This window comes from Bacillus sp. N3378-2at (assembly GCF_033412715.1).
Lineage (GTDB): Bacteria > Bacillota > Bacilli > Bacillales > Bacillaceae > Bacillus > Bacillus subtilis.
Window position 1 is genome coordinate 3,258,472 of sequence record NZ_CP117986.1, and the last position, 25,716, is coordinate 3,284,187.

The following is a 25,716-nucleotide window of genomic DNA, read 5'->3' on the forward strand; positions in this document are numbered from 1 at the left end:
AGCACGAAGAGAAAAGCTGCCGTTCAAAACGGCAGCTTTTTTCATGCAGAACATATCTATTCTAAATGTCTATTGTGATGCTCTTCGGTTCTGTGTCTGTTTTGGGGAACATGCCCCCTCATATTTATAACTTTTGCTTAAATGCTTCAATGAGTTTTGTTCCTGTATAGCCCTCTTTTACAAGGGACTCGAGAATGGTTTCAGTGCCCTGCTGTTTTCTTGTGACCATTTGTCCATAGAGTAAAACCTGGATGCTTTCTTCCAGCTTGACGATATTTTTCACTGCTGCTGTCAGCTGGGCGGGGCGATTGCTTTTTTTCGTGATCGTTACAAATACTTTGGCTTCAGATTGGCTGTTTAGAAGCTGTTCAAAAAAAGACAGATGTTCTTTCTGTACAAGCGCCTCAATCAGCCAGTGATTTTCACCGTCTTCTTTATTTATAATCAGTCCGTCAATAAGGGGAAACTGTTCGATTGATTGTTCTTCCTTGTCCACTCGTTCCACATTCAGGTCAACCAGTTTAAAGGTTTTCATTTCTTCTCACCCCGATTACTTCCAAAGTTTTCTTGCCTTCCATTATAACATAAACGTTTTCGAGGAAAAAATCCTGCAATGCTGGGGCTAAAGAATTTTGTATGAGCGAAACATTTAATAATTTCTATTTTTTCATTATACTGTAACTGACTATGGATTACGGAGAGATGTGGTATGAATCAATTTCGTTTAAAAGAAATTTATATTGACGGCGCTCCTTCTGAAAGCCATTTGATTCAAAAGGAAGTAACATATATGTTAAGCCGTAAAGAAGTGTTTGAGGTTCATCTGAACAAAAAAGGAAGAATAAGTTTTTTATACGAAACACAAGATGGCATGGAGCAGTATAAAATCAAGCTGTCAATGCCGGAAAAAAATTGAGCTTTCAGTGGTTTGCGTGGGATGGCTCTTCCTATGTGCGCATGAATACGCAAAACTGGCTGACAAAGCAAATCTTTTTCTGTTTTTTAAAAAGTACATATTTCTTCAAAGGAAAAAAGCAAAAGATGTTTTTAGCTGAAGGAAAAATGAAAACGAAAGATAAAAACAGAGGCTGAAAGCCATTTTTAAGCGTTTTTCTTTTCTTGTTGCATCATTTACAATACATACAACCGCAAGGAGAGGAGGAATCGCATGTTCAATCAGGTCATGCTTGTCGGACGTCTTACAAAAGATCCTGATCTTCGCTACACTTCCACCGGTGCGGCAGTTGCACATGTTACGCTCGCGGTGAACCGCAGCTTCAAGAATGCTTCAGGTGAAATCGAAGCTGATTACGTCAATTGCACACTTTGGAGAAAAACAGCTGAAAACACGGCGTTGTATTGCCAAAAAGGTTCTCTCGTCGGCGTAAGCGGACGGATTCAGACAAGAAGCTATGAAAACGAGGAAGGCGTTAACGTGTATGTAACAGAAGTGTTGGCTGACACTGTTCGTTTTATGGACCCTAAACCCCGGGAAAAAGCTGCTGATTGACACCCCTGCTCCTCCCGTTATCTATCCATTCACTATTATCCGGATCTTCGCATCATCCCCTCAAAATTGACCAGTCGACCAGACTGGTTCTTTCTTTTTGCCTACTTAGGAAAAATTGGTTCTCTCGACGCATTTTTACTTAAAATCACTTATTAATGTTGAATAAAATCAAATAAAAACTTATAATTACTTATAAATGATTGCTGAGAAAAGGAATGAGGGCGTGTACCAAGAAGAAAGATTAGTAGCGATTTTGGATTTTTTAAAACAGCATAACCGAATTACAACGGAGCAGATCTGTACGCTCCTGCAAGTGTCAAGGGATACAGCGCGACGAGATCTTGTGAAACTTGAGGAACAGAATGCCATCATCCGCACAAGAGGCGGCGCCATTTTACCGACTGTGCATCAGAAAATTCAAAGCTATTCCGGCCGCCTGAAAACAGTGTCTGAGGAAAAAAATAAGATCGGCAGGCTTGCAGCATCGCTTATTCATGATGGAGACCGGGTGATTTTAGACGCCTCTACAACTGTTCAGGCATGTGCAAAGCATTTGAATGCGGTTGATTGTACCGTAATCACCAATTCGATTAATCTTGCGGATGTGCTGTCCGATAAAGAGGGAATTGAAATTTATCTGCTGGGAGGCAAGCTGGAAAAGGAGCACCGCTTTCTGTACGGGTCCTCTGTGATTGAAAAGCTCTCAAGCTACCATGTTGATAAAGCGCTGATTGGTGTGGTCGGCATTTCCGAACATGGCATTACAATTGCGCATGAAGAGGATGGCATGGTGAAGCGGAAAATGATACAGCAGGCAAAGCAGGTAATCGCGCTTGCAGACCATTCTAAGCTGGGCAGCACCAGTTTTTATCAGTATGCGGAGCTGAATGAAATCGACCTTTTGATTACAGACAGGCTTCCGAATCAGGCATTTTGTGACTTGCTTGACCGAAACGGCGTTGAGCTTCTCGTGACAGAGCAGGATGAAGGAAAGGACTGACAAACGTGAAATTAATTGCGATTGATTTAGATGGAACCTTACTCAACAGCAAGCATCAGGTAAGCTTGGAAAATGAAAACGCACTGCGGCAGGCGCAGCTGGACGGCATTGAAGTGGTGGTGTCAACTGGGCGCGCTCATTTTGACGTCATGTCAATCTTTGAACCGCTGGGGATCAAAACATGGGTCATCAGTGCAAACGGCGCCGTCATTCACGATCCCGACGGCAGGCTTTATCATCACGAAACGATTGATAAGAAACGGGCGTATGACATTCTCTCATGGCTTGAGTCGGAAAACTATTATTATGAGGTATTCACAGGTTCAGCGATTTATACGCCGCAAAACGGCAGAGAACTTCTTGATGTTGAGCTGGACAGATTCAGAAGCGCAAACCCGGAAACAGATCTTTCTGTCCTTAAGCAGGCGGCCGAGGTGCAATACAGCCAATCGGGCTTTGCTTACATTAACTCCTTTCAAGAGCTGTTTGAAGCCGATCAGCCAATCGATTTTTACAATATTCTCGGCTTTTCTTTCTTCAAAGAAAAGCTTGAGGCAGGCTGGAAAAGATATGAGCATGCCGAAGATTTGACGCTTGTCAGTTCGGCTGAGCACAACTTTGAGCTTTCTTCCCGCAAAGCTTCCAAGGGGCAGGCGCTGAAGAGGCTTGCAAAACAGCTGAATATTCCGCTCGAGGAAACCGCTGCTGTAGGTGACAGTTTAAATGACAAATCGATGCTGGAGGCTGCGGGAAAAGGTGTAGCGATGGGCAATGCCCGGGAAGATATCAAATCGATAGCCGATGCGGTCACCTTAACCAATGACGAACATGGTGTCGCACATATGATGAAACATTTGATGTAGGTATATGTGCTGCTCCAAAAGCGCATTCTGTTGATAACCGGCGTAACGGATTTTTTGGAAATTCGGCGTGACGGCTATGAACGGAAAAAAGCTGGCTCTTTCAGAGCCAGCTTTTTTAGTCATGATTATTGCGCTGTTGCGCTTAATGTAAACAGTTCTTCAAGCTCCTGTGTGGAAAGCTCGGTAATCCAGTTTTCACTTTGGATAATTTGATCGTTCAGGGTTTGCTTGGATTCAAGCATGACATCAATTTTTTCCTCGATTGTTCCCGTCGTAATCATTTTATGAACGTGGACAAAGCGCTCCTGGCCTATGCGGTATGCACGGTCAGTCGCTTGATTTTCAACCGCCGGGTTCCACCATCTGTCATAATGGATGACGTGATTGGCGGCGGTCAAATTAAGTCCGGTGCCTCCAGCTTTGAGTGAAAGAATCAGTGTCGGATATTCTTTCCTTTGAAATTTCTCAACGAGTGTATCCCGCTCTTGCTTGGAGAGACTCCCATTTAAAAATTGCACAGGTTCCCCGAACGTTTTTTCAAGCAGCCGCTTCATCATGTTCCCCATCTGAATGTATTGCGTGAAAATCAGGCAGCTTTCGTTTTGGGCGCGAATCGCTGTCATCAGTTCCAGCAATTTTTCGAGCTTGACTGATCTGCCGGCCAGCAGCTCGGTTTGCTCTTCCTTTAAATAAAGCGCGGGATGATCGCATATTTGCTTGAGCCGTCCAAGCATGCTGAGGATCAGCGCTTTTCGCTGCATGCCGGTCAGGGATGTCATATGGTCAAAAGTGTCTTTGACGAGCTGCTCATAAAGGGATGCCTGCTCGGCTGACAGCGGGATAAATTCTTTTTCTTCCAGCTTCTCAGGAAGATTAAGCGCGACCTCTTCATCCCGTTTCGTCCGGCGGAGAAGGAATGGCCGGATTAATTGCTGAAGCTGTCCGATTCTCTTTTCGTCCCGGTCTTTTTCGATCGGCAGCACATAGCGTTTATGGAAGCCGGTCAAACTGCCGAGATAGCCTTTATTCATGAAGTCAAAAATGGACCACAGCTCAGTCAGCCGGTTTTCCATCGGCGTGCCGCTCAGCGCGATATGGTGAAGCCCCTTCAGCTTCCTGATTGCGCGTGATTGCTTCGTATGCGCGTTTTTAATATTTTGCGCTTCATCAAGGCAGATCGTGTTCCATGTCACAGAAGAAAGCTCTTCAGTATCTGCATGTGACAGACCGTATGAAGTGAGCACCACGTCTGCGTTTTCATAATGCGCGGCGAAATCATCCCCCTTTGGCCGACGCGGCCCATAATGGAGCGCGACAGACAGATCAGGGGCAAAGGTTTGAAGCTCCCGCTGCCAGTTGCCAAGTACGGATGTCGGCGCAATAATCAAATGAGGCGTTTTTTGCCGGCCGCTTTCCTTCACGTGAAGGAAATAGGCGATCATTTGAATCGTTTTCCCAAGCCCCATATCGTCAGCCAGACAGGCGCCAAAACCGCTTTCCCGCAGAAACAGCAGCCAGTTCATGCCGTATTTCTGATAAGGGCGGAGCGTTCCTTTGAAAGAAGGACTGACTTCGTGCTCCGGCAGGTTTTCCGCGGCAGTGAGCTTTCGAATCAGTGACCTGAGCTGTTTAGACAGATCAAACTGAATGCCGGCGAAAGCGGATGTATCAATCAGATCCGAATCCTCAAGTCCGCCATCCTGCTGATCCATTAGCTCGCGCGCCAGAATATCAGACATGTGGAGTCCCTCTGATTCTGCTTTTTCCATCAGGCGTTTCATCTGTTTGATAAACTGCGGATCGATTTTAACCCATTGCCCGCGGATATTAACAAGGCGCCTGTTGCTGGCGACAAGCTCATTAAATTCATCCTCAGTCAGTTCAATTCCATTTGTCGCAAACCGCCAGTTGAAATCAAGCAGTGCATTCATGCCGACAAATGACTCTCCACGCGGGGAGGAAGACACCTTTGCTTTCAGCATCATGTTGCTGTCTCTGACAATCTGCCACCAGGACGGCAGGAGGATTTCTACCCCCATATCGACAAGCGTCTCACTTGCTTCTGACAGGAAGATCCAGGCTTCTTCCTCCGAGATCAGCGTTGTCCCGGAATCAAATGACAGCCACGGAACCGTTCTGTGAAAGCGGTCCTGCTCACGCGCGATTTTATCGCTGTATGCCTGCCACGATTTTTTGAGGCTCTTCAGCCTGTCAAAAAATTCTACAGCACCGCTCTTTTTATCACGTAAAAACATCTCAATTTTCCAATCGTCTCCGTCAAAGTCCGGTTCATTTAAGCGCAAGCCGACAGTAAATGGAGATTGGTCGTCAATCCAGCCAATGCCTTCCAGAAAATCCTCTTCATCAAGAAAATGGCCGCGGAATGACGTAACCGCAGGCGATTTCTCCTTGATATGTTCCCATTTCTCCCGCAGTTCATCGTCGTATTGGATGTAATCCTGTACGGCAGCGGAAAACCATTCCGCAGTAAAGCCCTCCAGTATATTATCGCGGTCCTTCCAGCGAAAAACACCGTTTGTCCATGCGTCATAGTCAGGCAGAAAATCGCCGTCCGCGATAAATTCATAGATGGTCGAGGCCGCCTCGATCAGCGGCTCTGTTTCTTCTGTAAGCTGCACGGAGCTGAATGAGTTGAACGAGTTTTTGCCGAGAAGCTCTACAGTCATCCATGGAGATAGCAGGACAGCAGTCGTCCCGATGAAGCTGACATCCTCTAGAAAGGTTCCGTAAAATGAGGATTCATGCCATTGGAACAAATGCTTTTTCATATGGTTGTAGGGAAGAGGCTGCTCATTCTCATCAAAGGCTGAGAGCGTAAATGACCCATCTTCCATTTGTTCGACGTGGATGAGAATTTCTTTAAGACTCGCCATCAATCAACTTTCCTTTCTGCAGTTCTTCTTGAAGCGCACGCAGGCGCTTGTAATGCGAGCTCAGCAGCTGAATATACCGCTCCCACACCTTCTGCTTTTTCGCTTTTTTGTACAGGGTGCGCAATTTTTTCAAATACCGGGCGGCTTCCTTGTACGAGCTGCGGTTCTTCTGATCAATGAAAAAAGCCACTTCTCTATGGTAAGCCGGTATAAGCGCCTCAGGGTCGCTCGCTGCAATTTCCTTGAGCATCATTTTATCCATTTCATTGATGGACAAGCCGACAAGGCTATGAATTTCAATCCACTCGGCATAGCGTTTTTTTTCATATAAATGATGGCTGTATTCTGTGAACGTATACGGCAGACAGCCCGCGGCAAAGCGCTCAAACAGCGCTTGATCATTGGTTTGCTGCACATAGGCATTCAACAGAAGGAACAGCTCGCCGATCACATCGCGAATCTCTTTAAACGGCTTATCCAGCTTCGTATAACCCATCGCAATTGGCTCAATTTGCTGGTACCATGTTTTAAGCCGTTTCCAGTCCTTCTTGGCAGTCATTTCACTCAGCCATTGGAACGTATAAGGGAGCGCTTCCGGCGGGAATTGATCCGCTTCCGCAAAAATAACGTCATCATTCTTTTGCAGGAATTCCAAATGCAGGCGCCCGAATTGCAATTCGGGAGAAAAACGCCGTCCTGCTTCTTTTTTCAATATCTCCTGTTCACGTGCCACCCATTTTGGCCGCGACAGCAGCGCACTCCAAATTTCACCGAAGACGCGGATGCGTTCATATTGGAAAATTTCTTCTTTCAACAGCAAAGGTCGGATAACATCCGGTGTTTTATCCAAAAACGGATCAAGCGCAAAAGACAGCGCGTACGTTTTTAATTTATCAATAGAGCTGTAGATTGTATCCATCAGCTGTTCAACGTACGGATTGAGGGAATAAAAATCTTGTTCGGGGTTCAGCTTGCCCGCTTCAATCAATGTGAACATGCGAAGCCAAACCGCAATCGCGGAATGAATCTGATACAGGCTTTTCAGCTCCGGCTTGTTCGGCGCATGTTTTTTTAATGCGGACAGGTAGCCGTAATAGAGGCCCTGCATGTTTTGGCTGCCTTCTGGCGTACGTGCCTGCCAGAGAGAAAACTCTGAATCAAAAAAAGCAAGCCAGCTTGAAAGCGATTCTTCATTAGGCAGCACCTTTTCCTGAAACTGGCGGCGGACGAGCTCTTTGCTTTCCTCCAGCTTTTCCCTCTCCAGCCAATACTCTGTAAAAGTACCCACTCGCTCGAACATTGCATATACATATAAAAACACAGCCAGCATATGGCGGCAGATTCTTCCGGACGGACATGAACAGCCGCTTTTGACTATGACAAACAAGTTCAATGTGACCCGCACAGGTACAACATCCTGCACGTAAGCCGTAACTTCCGTCGGACTCACTGCTTGTAAACGATAGACTGAATCCTGCCGATATAAAATAAGGGCTTTTTTGATCAGCTGAACATTTTCCTCATTGTAAGGAAGAAGTTCTTTTAACTGTTCAGCAGATGCCAGCACATCGTCTTTGGAAATCATATTCTGAAGCATGATTATCGCTCCTAACCGAGTCACGTAATAAAAAGATCCAATTTCTCTATTATATCGCAACACATCGGCCTTAAAAAGTTTTTCCTAAAAAAGGACATAAAAAATGGGATGTGTCGAATGATGTATTAGAGATTGCAAATTGATAACCAGCATCATATAATAATCGTGTTTTCAACTTAATGGAAGCTGAAAGGAAAAAAAAGATGAGTGAAAAGAAATTGAATCAAGAAGAATTTCTGAAAATTTTGATGCATGCACATGAAATTGGTGAGCAGTCATCTGAGATGACGACGAAGGAAATGCTTGAAAATTTGATTTCTCATATTAAAAATGGATATGCAACATAAAAATCCCGCACGCCTTTTGCGGGATTTTTTTATGCGAGGTTACGTGACTGCACGAATAAGAGAAAATGAGACAGCGCTGTCAACACAGTAAATATAGCGCTTACATAAAAAAGAGCAACATTTCGTTTTGTAAAAAAATGTCGAATTATGTCACGTGAAAAGCTGGAGAAATGCGGTTTCAACGTTGTATAATCGTAAATGGAAAAGGATGTTATAAGAGATTTGGAGGTATCATGGGAGAATCTACTAGCTTAAAAGAGATATTATCAACGTTAACAAAACGCATACTTTTGATTATGATTGTAACCGCAGCTGCCACTGCTGCCGGCGGACTCATTAGTTTCTTCGCACTTACACCCATCTATGAAAATTCAACTCAGATTCTGGTCAACCAATCGAAAAATGAACGAAAAGAAGTCCAATTTAACGATGTCCAAACCAATCTTCAGTTAATCAATACGTACAATGTCATCATTAAGAGCCCTGCCATCTTAGATGAAGTCATTAAAGAAATGGGCCTGTCGATGACATCCCAAGAACTGAATGACAAAATTACCGTATCCAGCGAACAGGACTCCCAAGTGGTCAACATATCAGTCAGGGATGAAAACGCGGAAACAGCGGCTCATATTGCCAATACTATAGCATCTGTTTTTCAAGACAAAATCACATCCATTATGAATGTTGACAATGTCAGCATTCTGTCAAAAGCCGAGGTTTCAGAACATCCGTCCCCTGTATCGCCAAAGCCGCTACTAAACATTGCCATCGCGTTTGCAGCCGGATTGGCGGGAAGCATCGGACTGGCCTTCCTGCTCGAGCATTTGGATAATACGATCAAATCGGAAGAGCAGCTCGAATCCTTGCTGGACATACCTGTTTTAGGGACAGTTTCCACCATTGCGAATGAGCAGAAAACAGCAAAGACCTTACAGGGTTTCCAATCTGAAAAAACGGGGAGTGGACATTTTGGCGCTTAGAAAAAGCAGAGACTCGCGGATGCGGAGAAATGTCATTGCAATGACAGAGCCGAAATCCTTGAACTCTGAACAATATCGGACGATTCGCACGAATATAGAATTTGCTTCAGTGGACCGCCAGATGAAATCAGTGATGATCACATCGGCTTGTCCCGGAGAAGGAAAATCAACAACGGCCGCCAACCTGGCTGTCGTATTCGCCCAGCAGGGAAAAAAAGTGCTCCTGATTGATGCTGATTTGCGAAAACCAACAGTACATACGGCCTTTTTTCTTGAAAATACGGTTGGCTTAACATCTGTTTTATTAAAGAAAAGCTCTATGGAGCAGGCTGTACAGGCATCGAATGAAAAACATCTTGACGTGCTGACGAGCGGCCCGATCCCGCCAAACCCGGCCGAGCTTCTCTCCTCGAAGTGGATGAAGGAGCTTGCATACGAAGCGTGTGCGGCATATGATATGGTCATTTTTGATACGCCGCCTATTCTTGCCGTAGCAGATGCACAGATTTTAGGCAACGTGGCAGACGGTTCTGTTCTGGTTATTTCAAGCGGGAAAACAGAAAAAGAACAAGCCGCAAAAGCGAAAGAGGCGCTTGAAACGTGCAAAAGCAAGCTTCTTGGGGCGATTATGAACGGCAAAAAGCTTTCGAAGCACTCTGAATACGGATATTACGGAAACAAGGACAATTTCATGCAAAATAAATAACGTGCATCGTGCCCGTTATTTATTTTTGCGAAAAAAGGGGGCTAGGACATGATCGATATTCACTGTCACATTCTTCCCGCAATGGATGACGGGGCAGGTGATTCGGCCGACAGCATAGAAATGGCAAGAGCCGCTGTTCGTCAGGGAATCCGGACGATCATTGCGACACCTCATCATAACAACGGTGTGTATAAAAACGAGCCAGCTGCAGTCAGAGAAGCAGCAGATCAGTTAAACAAACGTTTAATCAAAGAAGACATTCCTTTACATGTGCTTCCGGGACAGGAAATCAGAATCTACGGCGAGGTGGAACAAGACCTTGCCAAACAGCAGCTGCTTTCGCTGAATGATACAAAACACATCTTGATTGAGTTTCCGTTTGATCACGTTCCCCGATATGCGGAGCAGCTTTTTTATGATTTGCAGCTGAAAGGATATATTCCGGTTATCGCCCATCCTGAACGCAACAGGGAAATTCGCGAAAACCCGTCCTTGCTGTATCATCTTGTGGAAAAAGGAGCAGCATCTCAGATTACTTCAGGAAGTCTTGCGGGGACCTTCGGCAAGCAGCTGAAAGCATTTTCTCTCCGGCTGGTTGAAGCCAATTTGATCCATTTCGTAGCCTCAGATGCCCATAATGTGAAAACGAGAAATTTTCACACTCAAGAGGCCCTTTATGTTCTAGAGAAAGAATTCGGCTCGGAACTTCCTTATATGCTGACGGAAAATGCAGAGCTTCTCCTGCGGAATCAGACCATCTTCAGACAGCCTCCGCAGCCGGTCAAAAGAAGAAAATTGTTTGGTCTTTTTTAACAGCCGATTCTCATTTCACCACTTTCTTTTTGAGAGCGATATAATAGTGTATTGTATGGTTGAATCACATTTCAGAAATCTGTACAGGCTGTACCCGACAGGCTATGCGGGAGATCATTCGCATTCATGATAGGATGTTCTCATACGATATTACGGAAGCTGCAAAGCAGCAATTTAACTGTTGGAGGGAAACAATGAATATAACAGTCATCGGAACAGGCTATGTCGGTCTTGTGACAGGTGTTTCTCTTTCTGAGATTGGACATCATGTAACCTGCATTGATATTGACGCTCACAAGATTGATGAAATGAGAAAGGGCATTTCCCCCATATTTGAACCAGGTCTTGAAGAGCTGATGAGAAAAAATACAGCTGATGGACGGCTGAACTTTGAAAAAAGCTATGAGAAAGGCTTGGCACAGGCAGACATCATTTTTATAGCGGTCGGCACACCGCAGAAAAGCGATGGGCACGCCAATCTGGAGCAAATTACAGATGCGGCCAAACGCATCGCAAAGCATGTCAAACGAGATACAGTCGTGGTAACGAAAAGCACAGTGCCCGTTGGGACAAACGATTTGATTAATGGACTGATCACTGAACATCTAGCGGAGCCTGTCAGTATTTCGGTTGCATCCAATCCGGAATTTTTGCGTGAGGGGTCGGCGATCTATGATACCTTTCATGGTGACAGGATCGTGATCGGGACGGCCGATGAGAAAACAGCAAATACGCTGGAGGAGCTCTTCCGTCCGTTTCAAATCCCGATTTACCAAACGGATATCAGAAGCGCCGAGATGATCAAATATGCCTCAAATGCTTTTCTGGCCACTAAGATCAGTTTTATAAACGAAATTTCGAATATATGTGAAAAGGTCGGCGCCGATATTGAAGCAGTCGCATACGGGATGGGACAGGATAAGCGGATCGGGAGCCAGTTTTTAAAAGCGGGTATAGGCTACGGCGGCTCTTGTTTTCCAAAGGACACAAACGCCCTCGTGCAAATTGCCGGCAATGTCGAGCATGATTTTGAACTGCTGAAATCGGTTATCAAAGTCAATAACAATCAGCAGGCGATGCTGGTTGATAAAGCGCTGAACAGGCTCGGCGGGGTGACGGGAAAAACGATTGCCCTTTTAGGCCTGTCATTTAAACCGAATACGGACGATATGAGAGAAGCGCCGTCAATTGTTATTGCAGACCGTCTCGCTGCGCTCGACGCCCGTATCAGAGCCTACGATCCCATTGCAGTTGGTCATGCAAAGCATGTTCTCCCGCAAGCTGTTGAATATAAAGAGACGATCGAGGAAGCTGTCAAAGGTTCTGACGCCGTCATGATTTTAACCGACTGGGCTGACATTAAACAATTTCCGTTAGCGGCTTATCAGGATTTGATGGAATCGCCGCTCATATTTGACGGCAGAAACTGCTACACATTGGATGAAGCTGCGGCTGTAGGAGTGGAGTATTATTCTGTCGGTCGGAAGGCGGTTGTTCCGTCAGGTGCAATTCAATAGATGAAAAAGAAAGGCTGGTTGCGCACCAGTCTTTTTTTCATCTATTGCGGGGTGCTGAATACATTTGCTACTATTTAACTATTGTTTGGAAAATTATACAGAAGTAGGGCTTCTTTAAACAATCGTTTGAAAAACATTAGAAGAAACGAAGAAAACCAGAAAATAAAACCTTTCAAAAATAATTGGAGATGCCGGAAAAGGAGAGAATCTGATGAATCATCTGCCCGAAAAAATGAGACCGTACCGCGACTTGCTGGAGAAATCAGCGAAAGAATACGTGAAATTGAATGTCCGAAAAGAGAAAACAGGACGATATGACAGCAAAATTGCCGGTGATCCCTATTTCCCCAAGCATGAAACATACCCGACTGATGAAAATGGACAGCCGATGAAGCTTCTGTCACAGATTATTTCTCGCACATTCCCCAGCTTGACGGCTACCCTTCTTCAGGTATCCTGCAGTTCTACATTTCTGTTCATGATGACGTCTATGGATTGAATTTTGACGATCGATGTGAACAAAAGGATTTCAGAGTGATCTATTTTGAAAATATCATAGAAAACGAAGACGAGCTTGTTTCTGATTTTTCATTTATTGGCACAGGCGAATGTGATTTTCCGATTTTATCAGAAGCGGCAGTCGAGCCTGTGAAATCTTCGGAATGGGTGCTGCCTACAGATTTTCAATTTGAGCAGTATACGGGCATGGAAACAATGGAGTTCTTTGGTCAGTTCGGCGAGGATGAAGAAGACATTTATAATGAACTGGCTGAAAACGGATTTGGCCATAAAATCGGCGGATACGCTTCTTTTACCCAGCATGATCCACGGGAATACGCATATAAAGAACACACCATCATGCTTTTACAAATTGATTCAGACGATGATATCGATTCAATGTGGGGAGACGTCGGCATCGCCAATTTTTTCATCACACCTGACGATCTAAGGAAAAAAGACTTTTCAAACGTTCTGTATAACTGGGACTGCAGCTAATACAAGCTTTTGATCCAAAGGGTCAGAAGGGGGGAATAATAGAAGCCAAATGACAAAATCAGACGTGATCGACCTGATGAACAATAAGCTCAGCACGGTAAGAGGCAGGCCAACAAAATCTGCTTCTTTCAAGTGCCTTTATAACTATGACATTAGGTATTTCTATTTGATAAAACGCTTTTATTAGCTGTATAACGAACAAAAACAAGATCAAATACCTACATTCCAAGAGCGTTATATGCCTAAATTAAGCCATTTACCCTATTTAAGCCGCCTTCTGGCTATTTTAAAATATAATATATGGAAATAAAGTATGGAAAAGTCTATCTTCATCAGCCCCTCCATACGACTTTTTGAGTATTAAGAGGTGATTCAGATGGGTTATGAAAGTATGCTAGCGGATATCAAAAGTTCGCTCAACGGAAAAATTTCCGACGTGGAAGACAAGATCGAAAAGCTGAAAAAAGCAAAAAAGGACATAGACACACTGCAAGAAGAGGCAATCACTGAAATCAAAGAAATTGTGAAACCGGAATTGGGCAAGCATTGGACGGGAACAAAAGCCGATGATTTCGACAAGGGAAGAGAAGAGGCGAAATCGGAAGCATCCAAGATTGTGAATGATAAATATAACGAGTATATGGCTTCGATTCAAAGCAAAATATTCTGGCTTGAGACAGAGAAATTTGAGCTGAATTTGACAAAAAGTGCAGCGAATGCCGCAGGCGACCTTCTTGCTAAAGGAGAAGATTTCGTAGAAGAAGCAGGAAGACAAATTAGTAAACTAAAATGGTGGTGATCTTTTTTTATGTCAGAAATTAAGCTGAAGTACGACACAGTCATCAAAACATTGGATTCTGTCAAAGATGCGCTTGCTGACGTATCAATCGGCGCCGCGGGGTCCAATGGAAAAAACAAACTCGATTATACGAAAAAATACCATGAGCGTGAGGAGAACATCAAAACCATGCTCGGAGATTATAAAAAAGCGGTACAGAAAAATATCGAGGATACAAAGGATAATGTAGATTCACTCAAAGAGCAGGACGAGGCGATAGCGGTAAAATAGAAAAGAAAGGGCAGTGCGATGAGCAAAGTATTTGAATCTAAATCTTTAATCGAAGAAGCGAAGAGCAGAAAAAAGCAATATGAGACGCTTGAGGAGCAGCTGAATACGCTGAAAAAAGCGTTTCAGGGAGTTGCAGATTTAGGCGATAATTTTAAAGGAAAAGGCGCGGACAATATTAAAGATTTTTTTCAGGGACAGGCGGAAATCGTAGACAGCTGGCTGACGCTTGTCTCTGCTCAAATTGCGTTTTTAAATGGCATTTCAGGAGATATTAAAGATCAAGAACTGAATGATTCATATGTGGAAACTTCTTTTTTGGATCATGAGCTGCCCAATGGAGACCTGAAAGCCTCAGAGATTGTCTCCGCCCATAAAGAAGAAATCGATTCTATTTTGTCAGGCATCAGCGATATTATTGACCTCGACATGTATACGCTTGACGACTATGCAGATAAGATGGGCGATGCCCAAAAAATCAGACGTGACACGATCACAGCTGTCGATAAGCTTGATGAATCCCTGACAACTGAATATCAAAATTTAGAATCTCTGGACAACGCAGTGCTCACCAAATATTCCGTTCTCATGCAGGCCACCAGCAATGGGAAGAGCGCTTCTCCTATGTACTATGACAAAAAAGCCTTCCACAGCAATGAAGTCTACAAAAGCGTCATTGAAGTAGAAAATCAAGGAACAACCTATATCGATGCAAAAACCCAGCAAGCAGAAGCAAGACGGCTCCAGGAAAAAGCCGAGGAAGAAGCAAACAAACCGTGGTACGAAAAAACATGGGATGGAGTTTGCAACTTTACTGGAGAAGTCACTGGCTATTATGATTATAAAAGAGCAACCGAAGGCGTTGATCCGGTTACCGGAGAAAAACTCTCCACCGCAGAGCGTGTGACAGCAGGAGCTATGGCCGCTGCCGGATTCATACCAGTCGTCGGCTGGGCAGGCCGGGCCTTCAAAGGCGGAAAAGCCATCTACAAAACCGGAAAAGCAGCTATCGCGGCTGAACACGCTTTAGACGCCTACAAAACAGGCAAATCCTTAGACATTCTCAAAATGACAGAAATGGGTGCATACGGCCTTGTAGCGTCAAACGGATTCTCAGAAGCCGTCACAGGCCGGGATATGTTCGGAAACAAAGTGTCTGAGGAGAAGCGGAAAACGGGTGCGCTGGAAGCGGCATTGAGCTTGGTTGGTGCTGGTGCATTGGCGAAGTCGGTTGACAATACGCTATCGATGGGAAGAAATCTTGATAAGAGTTATTCTTTTTCTAAAATTAAGCAAAGTGGTCATATAAATAAAGAACAGATTGTTACTTCGACTGGCCATACATTTGACTTAAAGCCAGAGAAGAAACAATTATATACGAAGAAAGTAAATAATGATAAGTTACAATCAAGTAAAAAATCTGTCGATCCTGTCGAACAATCAGTAAGTTATTACAGAGTTCAAGGCGGAGGAGCGGGAAATAAAACAAGTCAGTATAGAATTAAAGTAAATAGTAATGGAAGCATTGTTATTCCTATTAAAAATGCTGATTTAAACATAAGTGCTTACAATTTAGAACACGCTAAATATTATCGAGATGTAGCAAGACCAGGCGGAGAAATTGTAGAATTTAAGGTACCTAAAGAGGTTGATGATTTAATCAAGGAGACAGTAATTGATCAGTATGGATATACTAAAAACCCTCGTAACCAGGGGAGAACTGCTCCAAAGCTTGTTGATCCTACGACACCGGGAGTTAGTTATGAACTTCCGGCGGAACCATGGATAGAGTGGTTAGAGGAATATGGGCATTCAGCCAAAAAAATAGAATGAGAAAGTGGTGTTTTCGTTGTTATTAAAACCGGAGTATGCCCAAAATATAATAGTCGGGGTAAAGACTTCTTCTCAATTCTCATGGTATCTAACAGAAAGAGATGTTTGGATACTAGATATCATGAAATATAAAGAAGCCTATGAAAAAAACGGGTTTAGTTTTGATATGGACTTTGCTCTTTCTCTAAGAAATAACATTTCAGTTGTAAATGAAGATAATTATCGTCTTTATTTAAAAGAATATACTGACTATATTATCCCGTCTTCAGAATTAAAGAAGTTAGTTGAACATCAGGATTATGAAAGTACTATTCTAGAATTAAGGCCATCATTATATATAGACTTTAATCAAAAAATGCTTCTTTCGCTGTATCCTGAGTTATTACCTTTTGAAAATTATGTTCCTAATAATTGGACAGGGGTTCGGGAAGACTTTACTAGTTATATTCCTGAAGAGGATAGATACTGGATTTTTGATGATGTAAATTATATAGACAAAGTTTTTAATGAGAAAGAAAGAGAGTAAAGGAGAAAATAAAATGTCAAAAGATGATAGCTTGGTAATAATAAATGAAAGTTTTAAAAAGGAGGGGAGTGAAGAAGATATAGAAGGATTAACAATAATGATTGATGGGGTTATAAAGCAGGTTTTTAATAAAATTAGAAATGAAAGAAATTATAACAGTAATAATGAAGTTATGAGAGATATTATATTTGAAGGAATTAATAGTATTGTTAAAAAATCTTAAGGCATTATTAAAAACAAATAAACGCTTCGAGTTGGTTTGATTTTCTACCTTGATTGGCACTGAAGCCTTTCAAGGTTTTTTTATTAGATTGTTGTCCACTGTTTTATATAGCGTAAATAAGTATAAGCTTTGAACGCGTCACAGTCGGCACCATGGCAGCCGTGGGATATATACCAGTCGTCGGCTGGGCAGGCCGGGCCTTCAAAGGCGGAAAAGCCATCTACAAAACCGGAAAAGCAGCTATCGCTGCTGAACACGCATTAGACGCCTACAAAACAGGCAAATCCTTAGACATTCTCAAAATGACAGAAATGGGTGCATACGGCCTTGTAGCGTCAAACGGATTCTCAGAAGCCGTCACAGGCCGGGATATGTTCGGAAACAAAGTGTCTGAGGAGAAGCGGAAGCAAGGGGCGCTCGAAGCGGCATTGAGCTTGGTTGGAGCCGGTGCATTGGCGAAACATATTGATAAAGGCATCCCGCTTGCAACCCATTCAAAATTCCAAAAAGCAAACAAAACACTAGAAAAAGTAAAACAATTCAAAGTCCCAACAAACGTCCGCGTATACGCAGAACGCCCAGTAACTCCGGAGGGCTTTACATTCGGAATCCCGACAGTACGTGTAGATGTGGAAAAGACGGCTGTTAAGGATCTTGGGATTGTGAAGATGGTAGTGATGGCGGTCGTAAGGGAAGCTCTCATAGTCCTAACATTTCTAAAAATCACGATAAAGTAGCTCACGATGGATATTATGGTCGTAAAGAATTTAGAACGATGCTTAATAATGCTTCGTTTACTCCGCATGGTCATAAACATGTTAAGGCTAAAACACCTGAAGAAGCAAAACGTTTTAGTATGACAGGTAAAAAAGCTGCTCAGTACTTACCAGATGTGAATAACAAAGCTTTAGAAAAAGAGGCACTTCTAAAAGGTCATATTATTGATAATGGAAATAACAACTATTATTTCATTTATGATGCAGGAAAAACAGTCGGTTATGATCTAGGTACACCAACAAGCTGGATTAGAGCGGAGTTTTCTGGTGGTGAATATCATGGTCATCCGATTGCTGGAAGTCGATTAGATAAGTATTTAAAACAACTTGGTATTGATAAGTAATAGGAGGCTTTTATGAGAAAGATAAAAAAAATGCCAGAAATAAGTTTACAACCCTTAAGGATTCCAAAAGGATGGACCATAAATCAAAACAGTTTTAGAGAAATTGATCCGAAAAACCTAGCACCAGACGATGAAAAATGGTTGTTTTTTTCACAAGATTTAATGCAATTAACATACTCTCGTAAAAATTACTTACTTGATTTAGGTTGGTATCCAGATGCGGATGCTAATGGATTTTATCAACTAGTTATGATGCAAAATGAGGATTGGGATCAACCCATATATGAATTTCAGACAAATAGCCATATTGAAATAGTTAAAAATATAGAATTTATATTAAACAAAGTTACGAATAATGAAATGTAGTTAAACATTTAATTAGAACTATTAATAAAGTTTGCAGAACCTGGAGTTGTAAGTTTTCAAAGTAAAAATGAATACAAAGAAAAACAGACACTAGTTAACAGGAGGTAGGATTGATTTTAGATGCATGTTAAACAAATACATTCTTTCAACCTAAACAGAGAAGAATTTGTAAAAACACAACAATCCCTTATCCATAAAATCAACCTATCCACCTCCATCAACCTAGACTCCATCAACACCTGCGCAGGCGTCGATCTCGCCTATTGGGAGCAGAACGGAGAACCATACGGAGTGTGCAGTATTATCGTGATTGACGCTGATACAAAAGAAGTCATTGAAAAAGTGCACAGCATGGGGAAAATCAGCGTGCCGTATGTTTCCGGTTTTCTTGCGTTTCGTGAGCTGCCTTTGATCATCGAGGCGGCGAAAAAGCTGGAGACGGAGCCGGATGTCTTCTTGTTTGATGGCAACGGATATTTGCATTACAACCATATGGGCGTTGCCACCCATGCGGCTTTTTTTCTGGGCAAGCCGACGATTGGGATTGCGAAAACCTATCTCAAAATCAAAGGCTATGATTTCGTGATGCCTGAAAATGAAGTCGGTGCATACACCGATATTCTCATTGACGGCGAGGTATATGGCCGGGCGCTGCGAACGCGGCGGGACGTGAAGCCTATTTTCTTGTCTTGCGGTAATTATATTGATTTAGACAGCAGCTATCAGATCACGATGAGCTTGATCAATCAAGAAAGCAGGCTGCCGATCCCTGTCCGCCTGGCTGACGTTGAGACGCATGTTTTGCGAACGTTTTACAGAAAAATCACGTGTAACACTTGGGGCTCTAAGTCATCAAGTGTTTTTTTGTATGTGTGTGCTTTCATGGTCTCAAAAACCTTGTCGTCCTTGTGGAGAGGTTTTATTTGAATGTTTTCCGTGTCAAATCGATAAAAGCCTTTAATGGCGCAGACATCCACTTGTCCTTATGCCATGCTAATTGAGTGAAAACGGGGCAATCGCTCTGCCAATTGAGTTCTTTCATCCGGCCTGCTGCAATATCATCTTTTACTGTCATTTCAGGCAAGATTCCAATCCCAAGTCCGGCCATCACGCATTGTTTGATGGCTTCTATGCTGACGAATTCCAATTTGTTAGGATAGACACCGGAGTCATGCAAATTGTTCTCAAAGAGCGTGCGGTACGAGCAGCCGTCCTCTGTCAGCAGAAGAGTTTCGTTTTGAAGATCCTTCAATGTTACTGGTAAATCCGCAGGAAAAGGATGGTCATTAGCAGCCACCATTTTGATCTCATCCTGAATCAAAGATTCAACGTGCAGTGCGTCTTCCATCCGGTTTACATCCAAGATGAAGGTGATATCAAGCTGGCCCTGTAAGAGCTGTTCTTTCGCTTGTTCATTGGAGATATATGGTTTGAATATGAGCTTTACTTGGGGAAAAGCCTGTTTAAATTCTTTTATGATAGGGGGCAGGCGGTATGTGCACTGGCTTTCCGTCGCCCCGATTTTTAAGGTTCCGGTTGTTTCTCTTACTTGATTTGCGGCCATTTTCGCTTCTTCTGTTAACGCAATGATCTTCTGCGCATAAGATTTGAACGTTTTTCCTGCTTCTGTCAAGATAAGCCGCTTGCCGAGCCGTTCAAATAAAGGCGTCCCAATTTCTTCTTCAAGTGATTTGATCTGAGAGGTAACGCTTGATTGTGCATAATTAAGCATTTTGGCGGTTAGGGTGAAGTTTACATGTTCTGCCGCCGTAATAAAGGTGATCAGCTGCTTCAATTCCACTTGTTCTCTTCCTTTCTAAATCGGTTTTAGCGATTGGATTAATCGAAATAATCATCTGTATTGATTGATGAATCCATTATAAGATGAAGAAAATCATTCGTAAACAAAGGAGCAGATGCATCATGAAAATTGCGGTTATTAACGGCGGAACTCGGTCTGGCGGAAATACGGATATTCTTGCGGAGAAGGCTGTTCAAGGATTCGATACAGAGCACATTCATTTGCGGAAATATCGAATCCAGCCAATTGAAGATCTGCGTCACGCCCAAGGCGGCTTTCGTCCTGTTCAAGATGACTACGATTCTATCATTGAACGGATATTGCAGTGCCATATTCTTGTATTCGCCACCCCAATTTATTGGTTTGGCATGTCAGGGACATTAAAGCTGTTTATTGATCGCTGGTCACAGACGTTGAGAGATCCGAGATTTCCTGATTTTAAACAGCAAATGTCAGTGAAACAGGCATATGTAATAGCAGTGGGCGGAGACAATCCAAAAATAAAAGGGCTGCCGCTGATTCAGCAATTCGAACATATTTTTCATTTTATGGGAATGCCCTTTAAAGGTTATGTGCTGGGAGAAGGCAATCGTCCAGGCGATATTCTTCGTGATCATCAGGCGCTGTCCGCTGCGAGCCGCTTACTGAAAAGAAGCGATGCGATATGAAGTTTTTGCTGTCGGTCGTTGCTGGCATGCTGATTCTTGCATTCTTTTTATTTTGGAAGGTCCAGCCTCCTGTTTGGATACAAGTTGAAACCAATTCGTCCCAGTTGAAGCAATCTGTGAGAATGGCAGGAACCACGCTGCAAGTCAAGCACATCATCAAGAGTGACGCAGGAGAAGAAACAGCTGTCATATCAAACGGCATTTCTGGGCCAAAATAAATAAAGCACCTGTCAAGGTGCTTTTTTCTAAAAATGAGGGATCACAAGGCCCCCATATAAAAACGCCGCGATAATCAAAAATGCCGGATGCATTTTGAATTTTGTCATGGCAAGGAGCGAAATTCCCGCAATCACGATCGATTGGATCCAGCCGATCGCTTTGATGCCGTCTGCGCTGATTTGCCAGGTAAGAATGAGCATCATGACCGCGATGACAGGCTGGACGGACAGCGTCATGCCTTTGATGACAGGTGATTGGCGGAAGCGCTGGATGATGCGCAGCAGGACGATCAATGCGAGCGCCGACGGTACGACGGTTGCGATCAGGGCAATTAGGAAGCCGGGCCACCCGCCTGCGCTGTAGCCGACATACGCAGCGATTTTCGTGGCGATCGGGCCCGGCAATGCGTTCGCAAGTGCGAGCATATTTGAGAATTGATCGTTTGAGAGCCAGCTGTATCTGTTTACGACTTCTTCAAACATTAGCGGGATAGACGCAGGTCCGCCGCCATATCCCAGTAGGTTTGCGATAAAAAACGCCATAAATAAATAGATCGATATCATGAGGCTGACATTCCTTTATCTTTTGAATGTTTATTTGTGATTTTGTCTTTCAGTTTAAAATGAAACGCCCCGTATGCTAAGAAAATGATAATGACAAGGCCGGGATTAATCTGTAAAGTTTGCAGGCCGATAAAAGCGATGATAAAAAACAGGATACCGGTGACCCAGCCGAAACCTTTAAGCGCTTTTTGGCCAAACTCGTACGCCATGATTCCGAGCATGACCGCAATTACCGGCGTGACAGCACCAATCATACCTGCAACAATTGCTGAATGGCTTAACACATTTACAGCCGCAAACAAGCCCACCATCGCAAGACATGTAGGCAGAATGTGGGCGAGGGTCGCCACAACTGCACCTATTGTGCCTTTTAGCTTAAAGCCCAGATAAGCAGCCATTTTGGTGGCAATCGGTCCGGGAAGCGCATTAGCGATTGCTAATATTTCTCCGAATTCATCATCGTCAATCCATTTATATTTATTGACCGCTTCATGGCGGATCAGCGGAATCACGGAAGGTCCGCCGCCGAACCCTAATATGCCGGTGCGAACCATTGCGGCCGTCATATCCCGATAAGGATGGTTTTTCATTCGTTTCTCTCCTTTACAGCTTCATTCCCATACGGCTTTTGTATCGTTTGATCAGCATCTGGCAATCAACACTGACGACGCCTCGCAATGGATACAGCCGTTTTGTTAAAAATTCTTCCATTTCTTGATCGTTGGCAAAGATCCCATGCATATGCAGCTTGCTCGGGCCTGTCATGTGATAAAGGCTGGTGACCGCAGGCTCTTCCTCAAGCTTAAGAGCGACCTCTTCTAAAAATTGCGGTTCTACCTCGACATTGAAAAACACGGAAACATGAATGCCGATTTTAGCGGGATTGATGACAGCGGTGAATTTTTCAATAACACCGGCTTCAATTAATTGGTTGATACGGGCCTGCACGGCGACCCGTGACAAATCGACTCTTTTGCCAAGATCCGTATAAGAAATTCTGCCTTCTTCATGCAAAATCGTGAGAATTTGTTTATCAGTCTCATCAAGTACAAGGTTGGGGATTTGATATTCATGACTCAATTGCTCCACCTGCTTTCGTAGCCTTTTAGCAATCATTTTATCACAAAAGTTACGTATCGAAATAATAATTTTTCATTTGTTTTCGAAATGAACGAAAAAATATCTTGTTATTTGCGAAAAGTAGAAAGTTCGTCAGTTTTTCTGCCGGATCAGTAGATGTGAAAAATCAGGCTCCCTATACTGAAGAAAATTTCTTAAAAAAGGGGACTTGTGATGAACAGATCTGTCATCGGTACAAAGCAAATGGTCGTCAGTCCGCATTACCTCGCTTCTCAAGCCGGAAACCGCATACTAGACAAGGGAGGCAACGCGTTTGACGCTGCTGTTGCGGTGAGTGCTTGTCTTGCGGTTGTGTATCCGCATATGACCGGACTTGGCGGGGATTCCTTTTGGCTAACCTTTCACCAGGAAACAAAGGCAGTAAAAGTCTACAATGGCAGCGGCCGTTCAGGAAAAAACGTAACGAGAGATGTATATAAGGGAAAAAGCGCGATTCCGCTGCGGGGGATTGACAGTGCCATTACCGTGCCGGGAATGGTTGATAGCTGGGATGCGGTCCTGAAGGAGTACGGGCGTCTGTCTCTTGCAGATGTATTGGAGCCCGCACGCGATTATGCCCAAAATGGGTTTCCTGTATCAGCTGATCAGTGTCGTCACACAGAAAAGAATATTGAATTGCTGGCTTCCACGCCTTACACGGCTGACATCTTCACGAGAAGGGGCAAAGCACCTGTCCCGGGAGAGCGGTTTTTGCAAAAAGAGCTTGCAGACAGTCTGAATGTGATTGCTGAAAAAGGAAGAAGCGCATTTTATGAAGGAGATCTCGCTCAGCGGATTGTCTCACATTTACAGAATAACGGCAGTTACATGACAATCGATGATTTTAAAGCGCATCGGGGTGAGTGGGCAGCGCCTGTATCAAGTGATTATCGAGGATACAGTGTGTATCAGGCGCCGCCGAATTCTCAGGGATTTACCGGTTTATTAACACTGAACATTTTGGAAAACTATGATTTCACCCAAATCGAGCACGGTTCATTTGAGTATTATCATGTGCTTGTGGAGGCGTTGAAAAAGAGTTTTGTAGATCGGAATGCCTTTTTGACTGACCCTGCGTTTGCTGACATTCCGCTTGAAAGGCTTTTAGATAAAAATTATGCGAAACGATTGGCGGGAGAAATCGGCTATCTGGCAGAACCGGCAGAAAGCAGGCCGGTGGGAAGTGATACGGCATATGCGGCCGTAATCGATGCGGATGGCAACGCAGTGTCATTCATTCAAAGCCTGTACTTTGAATTTGGCTCGGCAGTCACTGCCGGTGATACAGGCATATTACTGCAAAACCGCGGATCATTTTTCTCACTGGATGAAAATCATGTCAACACGCTTGAACCGAGAAAGCGCACCTTCCATACGTTGATGCCGGCTATGGTCTGTAAAGGCGGAAAGCCAAAAATTCTGTACGGCACACAAGGCGGCGAAGGCCAGCCGCAGACCCAGACGGCCATCATTACCCGAATGCTGGACTACGGAATGCATCCACAGCAGGCAATTAGCGAACCGCGCTGGGTATGGGGCAGAACGTGGGGAGAGGAATACGAAGGTCTCAGAGTCGAGGGCAGATTCACAGACAAAACAATCCAAAAACTGAAAGACAGCGGGCATCTCGTGGAGGTTGTCGGTGACTATGATCCGCTGATGGGACAAGCGGCTGCAATCAAAGTTGATGAAGAAGGCTTTCTCCAAGGCGGAGCCGATCCTCGGGGAGACGGAGCGGCTGTGGGGATATAAATAACTATAGGGTACAAATATAAATCAAAAGCATAAACATAAGGGAGACCTCTACAATGTGGTACATATACTGTTTATCTTCAGGTCTATAATGCCACTCCATAAAAATTCGTATTGAGTCAATCACAATAAAAAATAAAAGAAGCAAATATTCAACTGGAAAAAAGGAGAGTGAAAATACAAACAAAATAAGTAAAGTGATTTCGATCCATTTGTGTGTATTGCTGACATGCTTATATCGCCAGCCGGATTTATCAATACCGTATTTTTTCTTTATAAAAAATTGAGAGGCGAGACTGATGGTAATAGCGATCAGCATTAAAATCCAAAAGTTTGTCATTCCAATTCCTCCTCATCTACCTTTATACGAAGAAAAAGGAAAAACGTTTCATAAAAGAACACCCCGAGCTTACTCTGGGTGTTCTTTTTTTTGATATTTTTTCAGTTATTTACAGGCGATATTTTGTAATCATAAGGTCTTTTTGACTAGTTTCTTCTATTTAAATAGTCCTTCTCTTCAGCTGGGACGAATCAGTGTGAATTCTTCCCCCAGCTTGGCATAGTGATTTCCCGCCAATCGTGAGGCAGGTTTTAATTCATCCGTTAAAATATATCCCTTTTCTGCATCATACACCTTTTCATCTAGGTGGAAGCAGACAACCCTTCCGATGAGCAGATCTGCTGTAGTGATGCCTTGATCATTGTCAAAGGTAATATGCCGCTCTAATTTGCACTCAAAGCGAACGCGGGCTTCCTTAATGCCGGGAACTGAAACAGCTTTGCTTTCAACAGGATGAAGCGAGGTGCGTGTAAGCTCGCTTTCATCCGGCCTTAAGCTTGCAGCTGTTTCATTGATATCTTCAATGATGGCTTCATCACTGACATGAACGACAAATTCTCCGTTCTCCACTGCGTTTCGCGCTGTATCTTTTTGGCGTCCTTCCGTCCTGTTAACAGAAATACTGAGAAGCGGAGGATCTGAGCTGACGACGTTATAAAAACTGAAAGGCGCGGCATTGACCGCTCCTTCTGAAGAAAGTGTTGTCACAAATGCAATGGGGCGGGGAATAACGGTACCTGACAATAGCTTGTATGTGTCTTTGGCACTAAGCTGATCAGCTTGAAATATGTACATAGCAACAACCGCCTTTATCGTTAGGATACCTTGATTATAACGAAATGGTTTAAAGGAAACCAAATGATGCGGGTTGCATATGTTATGTCATGACATATATCT

At 43.6% G+C, this 25,716-nt stretch carries 27 protein-coding genes and 5 pseudogenes; 23 read left to right on the plus strand and 9 right to left on the minus strand.

Going from position 1 to position 25,716, the window contains the following annotated elements:
* Positions 1-124: 124 nt before the first annotated feature.
* Positions 125-535: a YwpF-like family protein gene (locus PUN35_RS17470; RefSeq protein ID WP_014481144.1), complete on the minus strand. Its 411-nt coding sequence runs from the start codon at positions 533-535 to the stop codon at positions 125-127.
* Between the two features lie 174 nt (positions 536-709).
* Here PUN35_RS17470 and ywpG point away from each other — a divergent pair.
* From ywpG to ywpJ, 4 genes and pseudogenes are all read left to right on the plus strand, one after another.
* Positions 710-1,092 (plus strand): annotated as a pseudogene (ywpG, locus tag PUN35_RS17475) (DynA interaction protein YwpG).
* 76 nt (positions 1,093-1,168) lie between these two features.
* On the plus strand, positions 1,169-1,510 hold the full coding sequence (gene ssbB / locus PUN35_RS17480; RefSeq protein ID WP_014481141.1) for a single-stranded DNA-binding protein SsbB: 342 nt from the start codon (positions 1,169-1,171) through the stop codon (positions 1,508-1,510).
* A 223-nt stretch (positions 1,511-1,733) separates the two neighbouring features.
* Positions 1,734-2,510 (plus strand): transcriptional regulator GlcR, encoded by a 777-nt coding sequence (glcR, locus tag PUN35_RS17485; RefSeq protein ID WP_003244075.1) that lies wholly within the window; start codon positions 1,734-1,736, stop codon positions 2,508-2,510.
* 5 nt (positions 2,511-2,515) lie between these two features.
* Positions 2,516-3,373 (plus strand): phosphatase YwpJ, encoded by an 858-nt coding sequence (gene ywpJ, locus PUN35_RS17490; protein ID WP_014481140.1) that lies wholly within the window; start codon positions 2,516-2,518, stop codon positions 3,371-3,373.
* A gap of 125 nt (positions 3,374-3,498) precedes the next feature.
* Here ywpJ and PUN35_RS17495 read toward each other — a convergent pair whose 3' ends face one another.
* Entirely contained in the window at positions 3,499-6,267 is a 2,769-nt protein-coding gene (locus tag PUN35_RS17495) for a DEAD/DEAH box helicase (protein WP_014481139.1), read from the minus strand.
* Positions 6,254-7,864, minus strand: a complete 1,611-nt coding sequence (locus tag PUN35_RS17500) for an SWIM zinc finger family protein (RefSeq protein ID WP_014481138.1) — start codon at positions 7,862-7,864, stop codon at positions 6,254-6,256. Before PUN35_RS17500 ends, PUN35_RS17495 begins: the two co-directional genes overlap by 14 nt.
* Positions 7,865-8,067: 203 nt before the next feature.
* On the opposite strand from PUN35_RS17500, the gene PUN35_RS17505 reads away from it, so the two are divergent.
* The 16 genes and pseudogenes from PUN35_RS17505 to PUN35_RS17580 all read left to right on the plus strand — a co-directional run.
* A complete protein-coding gene (locus PUN35_RS17505; protein WP_003242876.1) occupies positions 8,068-8,211 on the plus strand; it encodes a YwzD family small protein in 144 nt (47 codons plus the stop codon).
* 233 nt (positions 8,212-8,444) lie between these two features.
* Positions 8,445-9,191, plus strand: coding sequence for a protein-tyrosine kinase activator TkmA (gene tkmA, locus PUN35_RS17510; protein WP_003227811.1), 747 nt, complete (start codon positions 8,445-8,447; stop codon positions 9,189-9,191).
* A complete protein-coding gene (ptkA, locus tag PUN35_RS17515) occupies positions 9,181-9,897 on the plus strand; it encodes a tyrosine-protein kinase PtkA (RefSeq protein WP_015714839.1) in 717 nt (238 codons plus the stop codon). Before tkmA ends, ptkA begins: the two co-directional genes overlap by 11 nt.
* 48 nt (positions 9,898-9,945) lie before the next feature.
* The gene (locus PUN35_RS17520) at positions 9,946-10,710 is read left to right on the plus strand and encodes a tyrosine-protein phosphatase (protein ID WP_014481136.1); all 765 of its coding nucleotides are present in this window, start codon (positions 9,946-9,948) and stop codon (positions 10,708-10,710) included.
* Between the two features lie 194 nt (positions 10,711-10,904).
* A complete protein-coding gene (gene uglF, locus PUN35_RS17525; protein WP_014481135.1) occupies positions 10,905-12,227 on the plus strand; it encodes a UDP-glucose 6-dehydrogenase UglF in 1,323 nt (440 codons plus the stop codon).
* A 211-nt stretch (positions 12,228-12,438) separates the two neighbouring features.
* Positions 12,439-13,223: pseudogene (locus PUN35_RS17530) on the plus strand (YwqG family protein).
* A gap of 49 nt (positions 13,224-13,272) precedes the next feature.
* Positions 13,273-13,380: pseudogene (locus PUN35_RS17535) on the plus strand (hypothetical protein); the annotation flags it as partial.
* Positions 13,381-13,599: 219 nt separating this feature from the next.
* Positions 13,600-14,022 (plus strand): YwqH-like family protein, encoded by a 423-nt coding sequence (locus PUN35_RS17540; protein WP_010332155.1) that lies wholly within the window; start codon positions 13,600-13,602, stop codon positions 14,020-14,022.
* Between the two features lie 9 nt (positions 14,023-14,031).
* Positions 14,032-14,292: a YwqI/YxiC family protein gene (locus tag PUN35_RS17545; protein WP_003227825.1), complete on the plus strand. Its 261-nt coding sequence runs from the start codon at positions 14,032-14,034 to the stop codon at positions 14,290-14,292.
* An 18-nt stretch (positions 14,293-14,310) separates the two neighbouring features.
* Positions 14,311-16,122 carry a ribonuclease YeeF family protein gene (locus PUN35_RS17550; protein ID WP_031601067.1) on the plus strand — a complete coding sequence of 604 codons (1,812 nt, stop codon included), beginning with the start codon at positions 14,311-14,313 and terminating at the stop codon, positions 16,120-16,122.
* Between the two features lie 7 nt (positions 16,123-16,129).
* The gene (locus tag PUN35_RS17555) at positions 16,130-16,648 is read left to right on the plus strand and encodes a hypothetical protein (protein ID WP_033881787.1); all 519 of its coding nucleotides are present in this window, start codon (positions 16,130-16,132) and stop codon (positions 16,646-16,648) included.
* 13 nt (positions 16,649-16,661) lie between these two features.
* On the plus strand, positions 16,662-16,871 hold the full coding sequence (locus tag PUN35_RS17560) for a hypothetical protein (RefSeq protein ID WP_021480772.1): 210 nt from the start codon (positions 16,662-16,664) through the stop codon (positions 16,869-16,871).
* Positions 16,872-17,002: 131 nt separating this feature from the next.
* Positions 17,003-17,300 (plus strand): annotated as a pseudogene (locus PUN35_RS17565) (T7SS effector LXG polymorphic toxin); the annotation flags it as partial.
* Positions 17,301-17,646: 346 nt separating this feature from the next.
* The gene (locus tag PUN35_RS17570; RefSeq protein ID WP_031601064.1) at positions 17,647-17,991 is read left to right on the plus strand and encodes a nitroreductase family protein; all 345 of its coding nucleotides are present in this window, start codon (positions 17,647-17,649) and stop codon (positions 17,989-17,991) included.
* Between the two features lie 12 nt (positions 17,992-18,003).
* The gene (locus tag PUN35_RS17575) at positions 18,004-18,357 is read left to right on the plus strand and encodes a hypothetical protein (RefSeq protein WP_014481129.1); all 354 of its coding nucleotides are present in this window, start codon (positions 18,004-18,006) and stop codon (positions 18,355-18,357) included.
* A gap of 120 nt (positions 18,358-18,477) precedes the next feature.
* Positions 18,478-19,179, plus strand: a pseudogene (locus PUN35_RS17580) (endonuclease V); the annotation flags it as partial.
* 97 nt (positions 19,180-19,276) lie between these two features.
* Here the strand turns inward: PUN35_RS17580 and PUN35_RS17585 are convergent.
* Positions 19,277-20,158: a LysR family transcriptional regulator gene (locus PUN35_RS17585; protein ID WP_014481127.1), complete on the minus strand. Its 882-nt coding sequence runs from the start codon at positions 20,156-20,158 to the stop codon at positions 19,277-19,279.
* 122 nt (positions 20,159-20,280) lie between these two features.
* Between PUN35_RS17585 and PUN35_RS17590 the strand changes: the two genes are divergently transcribed.
* Together PUN35_RS17590 and PUN35_RS17595 are read left to right on the plus strand one after the other, a co-directional pair.
* Positions 20,281-20,826 (plus strand): flavodoxin family protein, encoded by a 546-nt coding sequence (locus tag PUN35_RS17590; RefSeq protein WP_014481126.1) that lies wholly within the window; start codon positions 20,281-20,283, stop codon positions 20,824-20,826.
* On the plus strand, positions 20,823-21,044 hold the full coding sequence (locus PUN35_RS17595; RefSeq protein WP_014481125.1) for a hypothetical protein: 222 nt from the start codon (positions 20,823-20,825) through the stop codon (positions 21,042-21,044). Before PUN35_RS17590 ends, PUN35_RS17595 begins: the two co-directional genes overlap by 4 nt.
* A gap of 27 nt (positions 21,045-21,071) precedes the next feature.
* On the opposite strand, the gene chrA is transcribed toward PUN35_RS17595, so the two are convergent.
* From chrA to chrS, 3 genes are read right to left on the minus strand one after another with little or no spacing between them, the layout of a single operon-like run.
* Entirely contained in the window at positions 21,072-21,608 is a 537-nt protein-coding gene (chrA, locus tag PUN35_RS17600; RefSeq protein WP_014481124.1) for a chromate resistance efflux protein ChrA, read from the minus strand.
* Positions 21,605-22,198: a chromate efflux transporter subunit ChrB gene (gene chrB / locus PUN35_RS17605; RefSeq protein WP_014481123.1), complete on the minus strand. Its 594-nt coding sequence runs from the start codon at positions 22,196-22,198 to the stop codon at positions 21,605-21,607. The genes chrA and chrB overlap by 4 nt, the downstream gene beginning before the upstream one ends.
* A gap of 13 nt (positions 22,199-22,211) precedes the next feature.
* A complete protein-coding gene (chrS, locus tag PUN35_RS17610) occupies positions 22,212-22,688 on the minus strand; it encodes a chromate efflux transcriptional regulator ChrS (RefSeq protein WP_014478181.1) in 477 nt (158 codons plus the stop codon).
* A gap of 213 nt (positions 22,689-22,901) precedes the next feature.
* On the opposite strand from chrS, the gene ggt reads away from it, so the two are divergent.
* Positions 22,902-24,479 (plus strand): gamma-glutamyltransferase, encoded by a 1,578-nt coding sequence (gene ggt / locus PUN35_RS17615; RefSeq protein ID WP_014481122.1) that lies wholly within the window; start codon positions 22,902-22,904, stop codon positions 24,477-24,479.
* A 4-nt stretch (positions 24,480-24,483) separates the two neighbouring features.
* Here the strand turns inward: ggt and PUN35_RS17620 are convergent, their stop codons facing one another.
* Positions 24,484-24,819 (minus strand): DUF4181 domain-containing protein, encoded by a 336-nt coding sequence (locus PUN35_RS17620; RefSeq protein ID WP_014481121.1) that lies wholly within the window; start codon positions 24,817-24,819, stop codon positions 24,484-24,486.
* Between the two features lie 177 nt (positions 24,820-24,996).
* A complete protein-coding gene (locus PUN35_RS17625; protein WP_014481120.1) occupies positions 24,997-25,614 on the minus strand; it encodes a flavin reductase family protein in 618 nt (205 codons plus the stop codon).
* Positions 25,615-25,716 lie beyond the last annotated feature (102 nt).

Excerpts from the sequence above, each read along its gene's own strand:
- PUN35_RS17545 (WP_003227825.1), top strand. The coding sequence starts at position 14,032 with ATGTCAGAAATTAAGCTGAAGTACGACACAGTCATCAAAACATTGGAT.
- ssbB (WP_014481141.1), top strand. The coding sequence starts at position 1,169 with ATGTTCAATCAGGTCATGCTTGTCGGACGTCTTACAAAAGATCCTGAT.
- PUN35_RS17620 (WP_014481121.1), bottom strand. The coding sequence starts at position 24,819 with ATGACAAACTTTTGGATTTTAATGCTGATCGCTATTACCATCAGTCTC.
- uglF (WP_014481135.1), top strand. The coding sequence starts at position 10,905 with ATGAATATAACAGTCATCGGAACAGGCTATGTCGGTCTTGTGACAGGT.
- PUN35_RS17575 (WP_014481129.1), top strand. The coding sequence starts at position 18,004 with ATGAGAAAGATAAAAAAAATGCCAGAAATAAGTTTACAACCCTTAAGG.
- PUN35_RS17570 (WP_031601064.1), top strand. The coding sequence starts at position 17,647 with ATGCTTAATAATGCTTCGTTTACTCCGCATGGTCATAAACATGTTAAG.
- PUN35_RS17470 (WP_014481144.1), bottom strand. The coding sequence starts at position 535 with ATGAAAACCTTTAAACTGGTTGACCTGAATGTGGAACGAGTGGACAAG.
- PUN35_RS17520 (WP_014481136.1), top strand. The coding sequence starts at position 9,946 with ATGATCGATATTCACTGTCACATTCTTCCCGCAATGGATGACGGGGCA.
- PUN35_RS17505 (WP_003242876.1), top strand. The coding sequence starts at position 8,068 with ATGAGTGAAAAGAAATTGAATCAAGAAGAATTTCTGAAAATTTTGATG.
- tkmA (WP_003227811.1), top strand. The coding sequence starts at position 8,445 with ATGGGAGAATCTACTAGCTTAAAAGAGATATTATCAACGTTAACAAAA.
- chrB (WP_014481123.1), bottom strand. The coding sequence starts at position 22,198 with ATGAAAAACCATCCTTATCGGGATATGACGGCCGCAATGGTTCGCACC.
- PUN35_RS17560 (WP_021480772.1), top strand. The coding sequence starts at position 16,662 with ATGTCAAAAGATGATAGCTTGGTAATAATAAATGAAAGTTTTAAAAAG.
- PUN35_RS17540 (WP_010332155.1), top strand. The coding sequence starts at position 13,600 with ATGGGTTATGAAAGTATGCTAGCGGATATCAAAAGTTCGCTCAACGGA.
- PUN35_RS17500 (WP_014481138.1), bottom strand. The coding sequence starts at position 7,864 with ATGCTTCAGAATATGATTTCCAAAGACGATGTGCTGGCATCTGCTGAA.
- PUN35_RS17590 (WP_014481126.1), top strand. The coding sequence starts at position 20,281 with ATGAAAATTGCGGTTATTAACGGCGGAACTCGGTCTGGCGGAAATACG.
- PUN35_RS17595 (WP_014481125.1), top strand. The coding sequence starts at position 20,823 with ATGAAGTTTTTGCTGTCGGTCGTTGCTGGCATGCTGATTCTTGCATTC.
- PUN35_RS17550 (WP_031601067.1), top strand. The coding sequence starts at position 14,311 with ATGAGCAAAGTATTTGAATCTAAATCTTTAATCGAAGAAGCGAAGAGC.
- PUN35_RS17495 (WP_014481139.1), bottom strand. The coding sequence starts at position 6,267 with ATGGCGAGTCTTAAAGAAATTCTCATCCACGTCGAACAAATGGAAGAT.
- ggt (WP_014481122.1), top strand. The coding sequence starts at position 22,902 with ATGAACAGATCTGTCATCGGTACAAAGCAAATGGTCGTCAGTCCGCAT.
- PUN35_RS17625 (WP_014481120.1), bottom strand. The coding sequence starts at position 25,614 with ATGTACATATTTCAAGCTGATCAGCTTAGTGCCAAAGACACATACAAG.
- chrA (WP_014481124.1), bottom strand. The coding sequence starts at position 21,608 with ATGATATCGATCTATTTATTTATGGCGTTTTTTATCGCAAACCTACTG.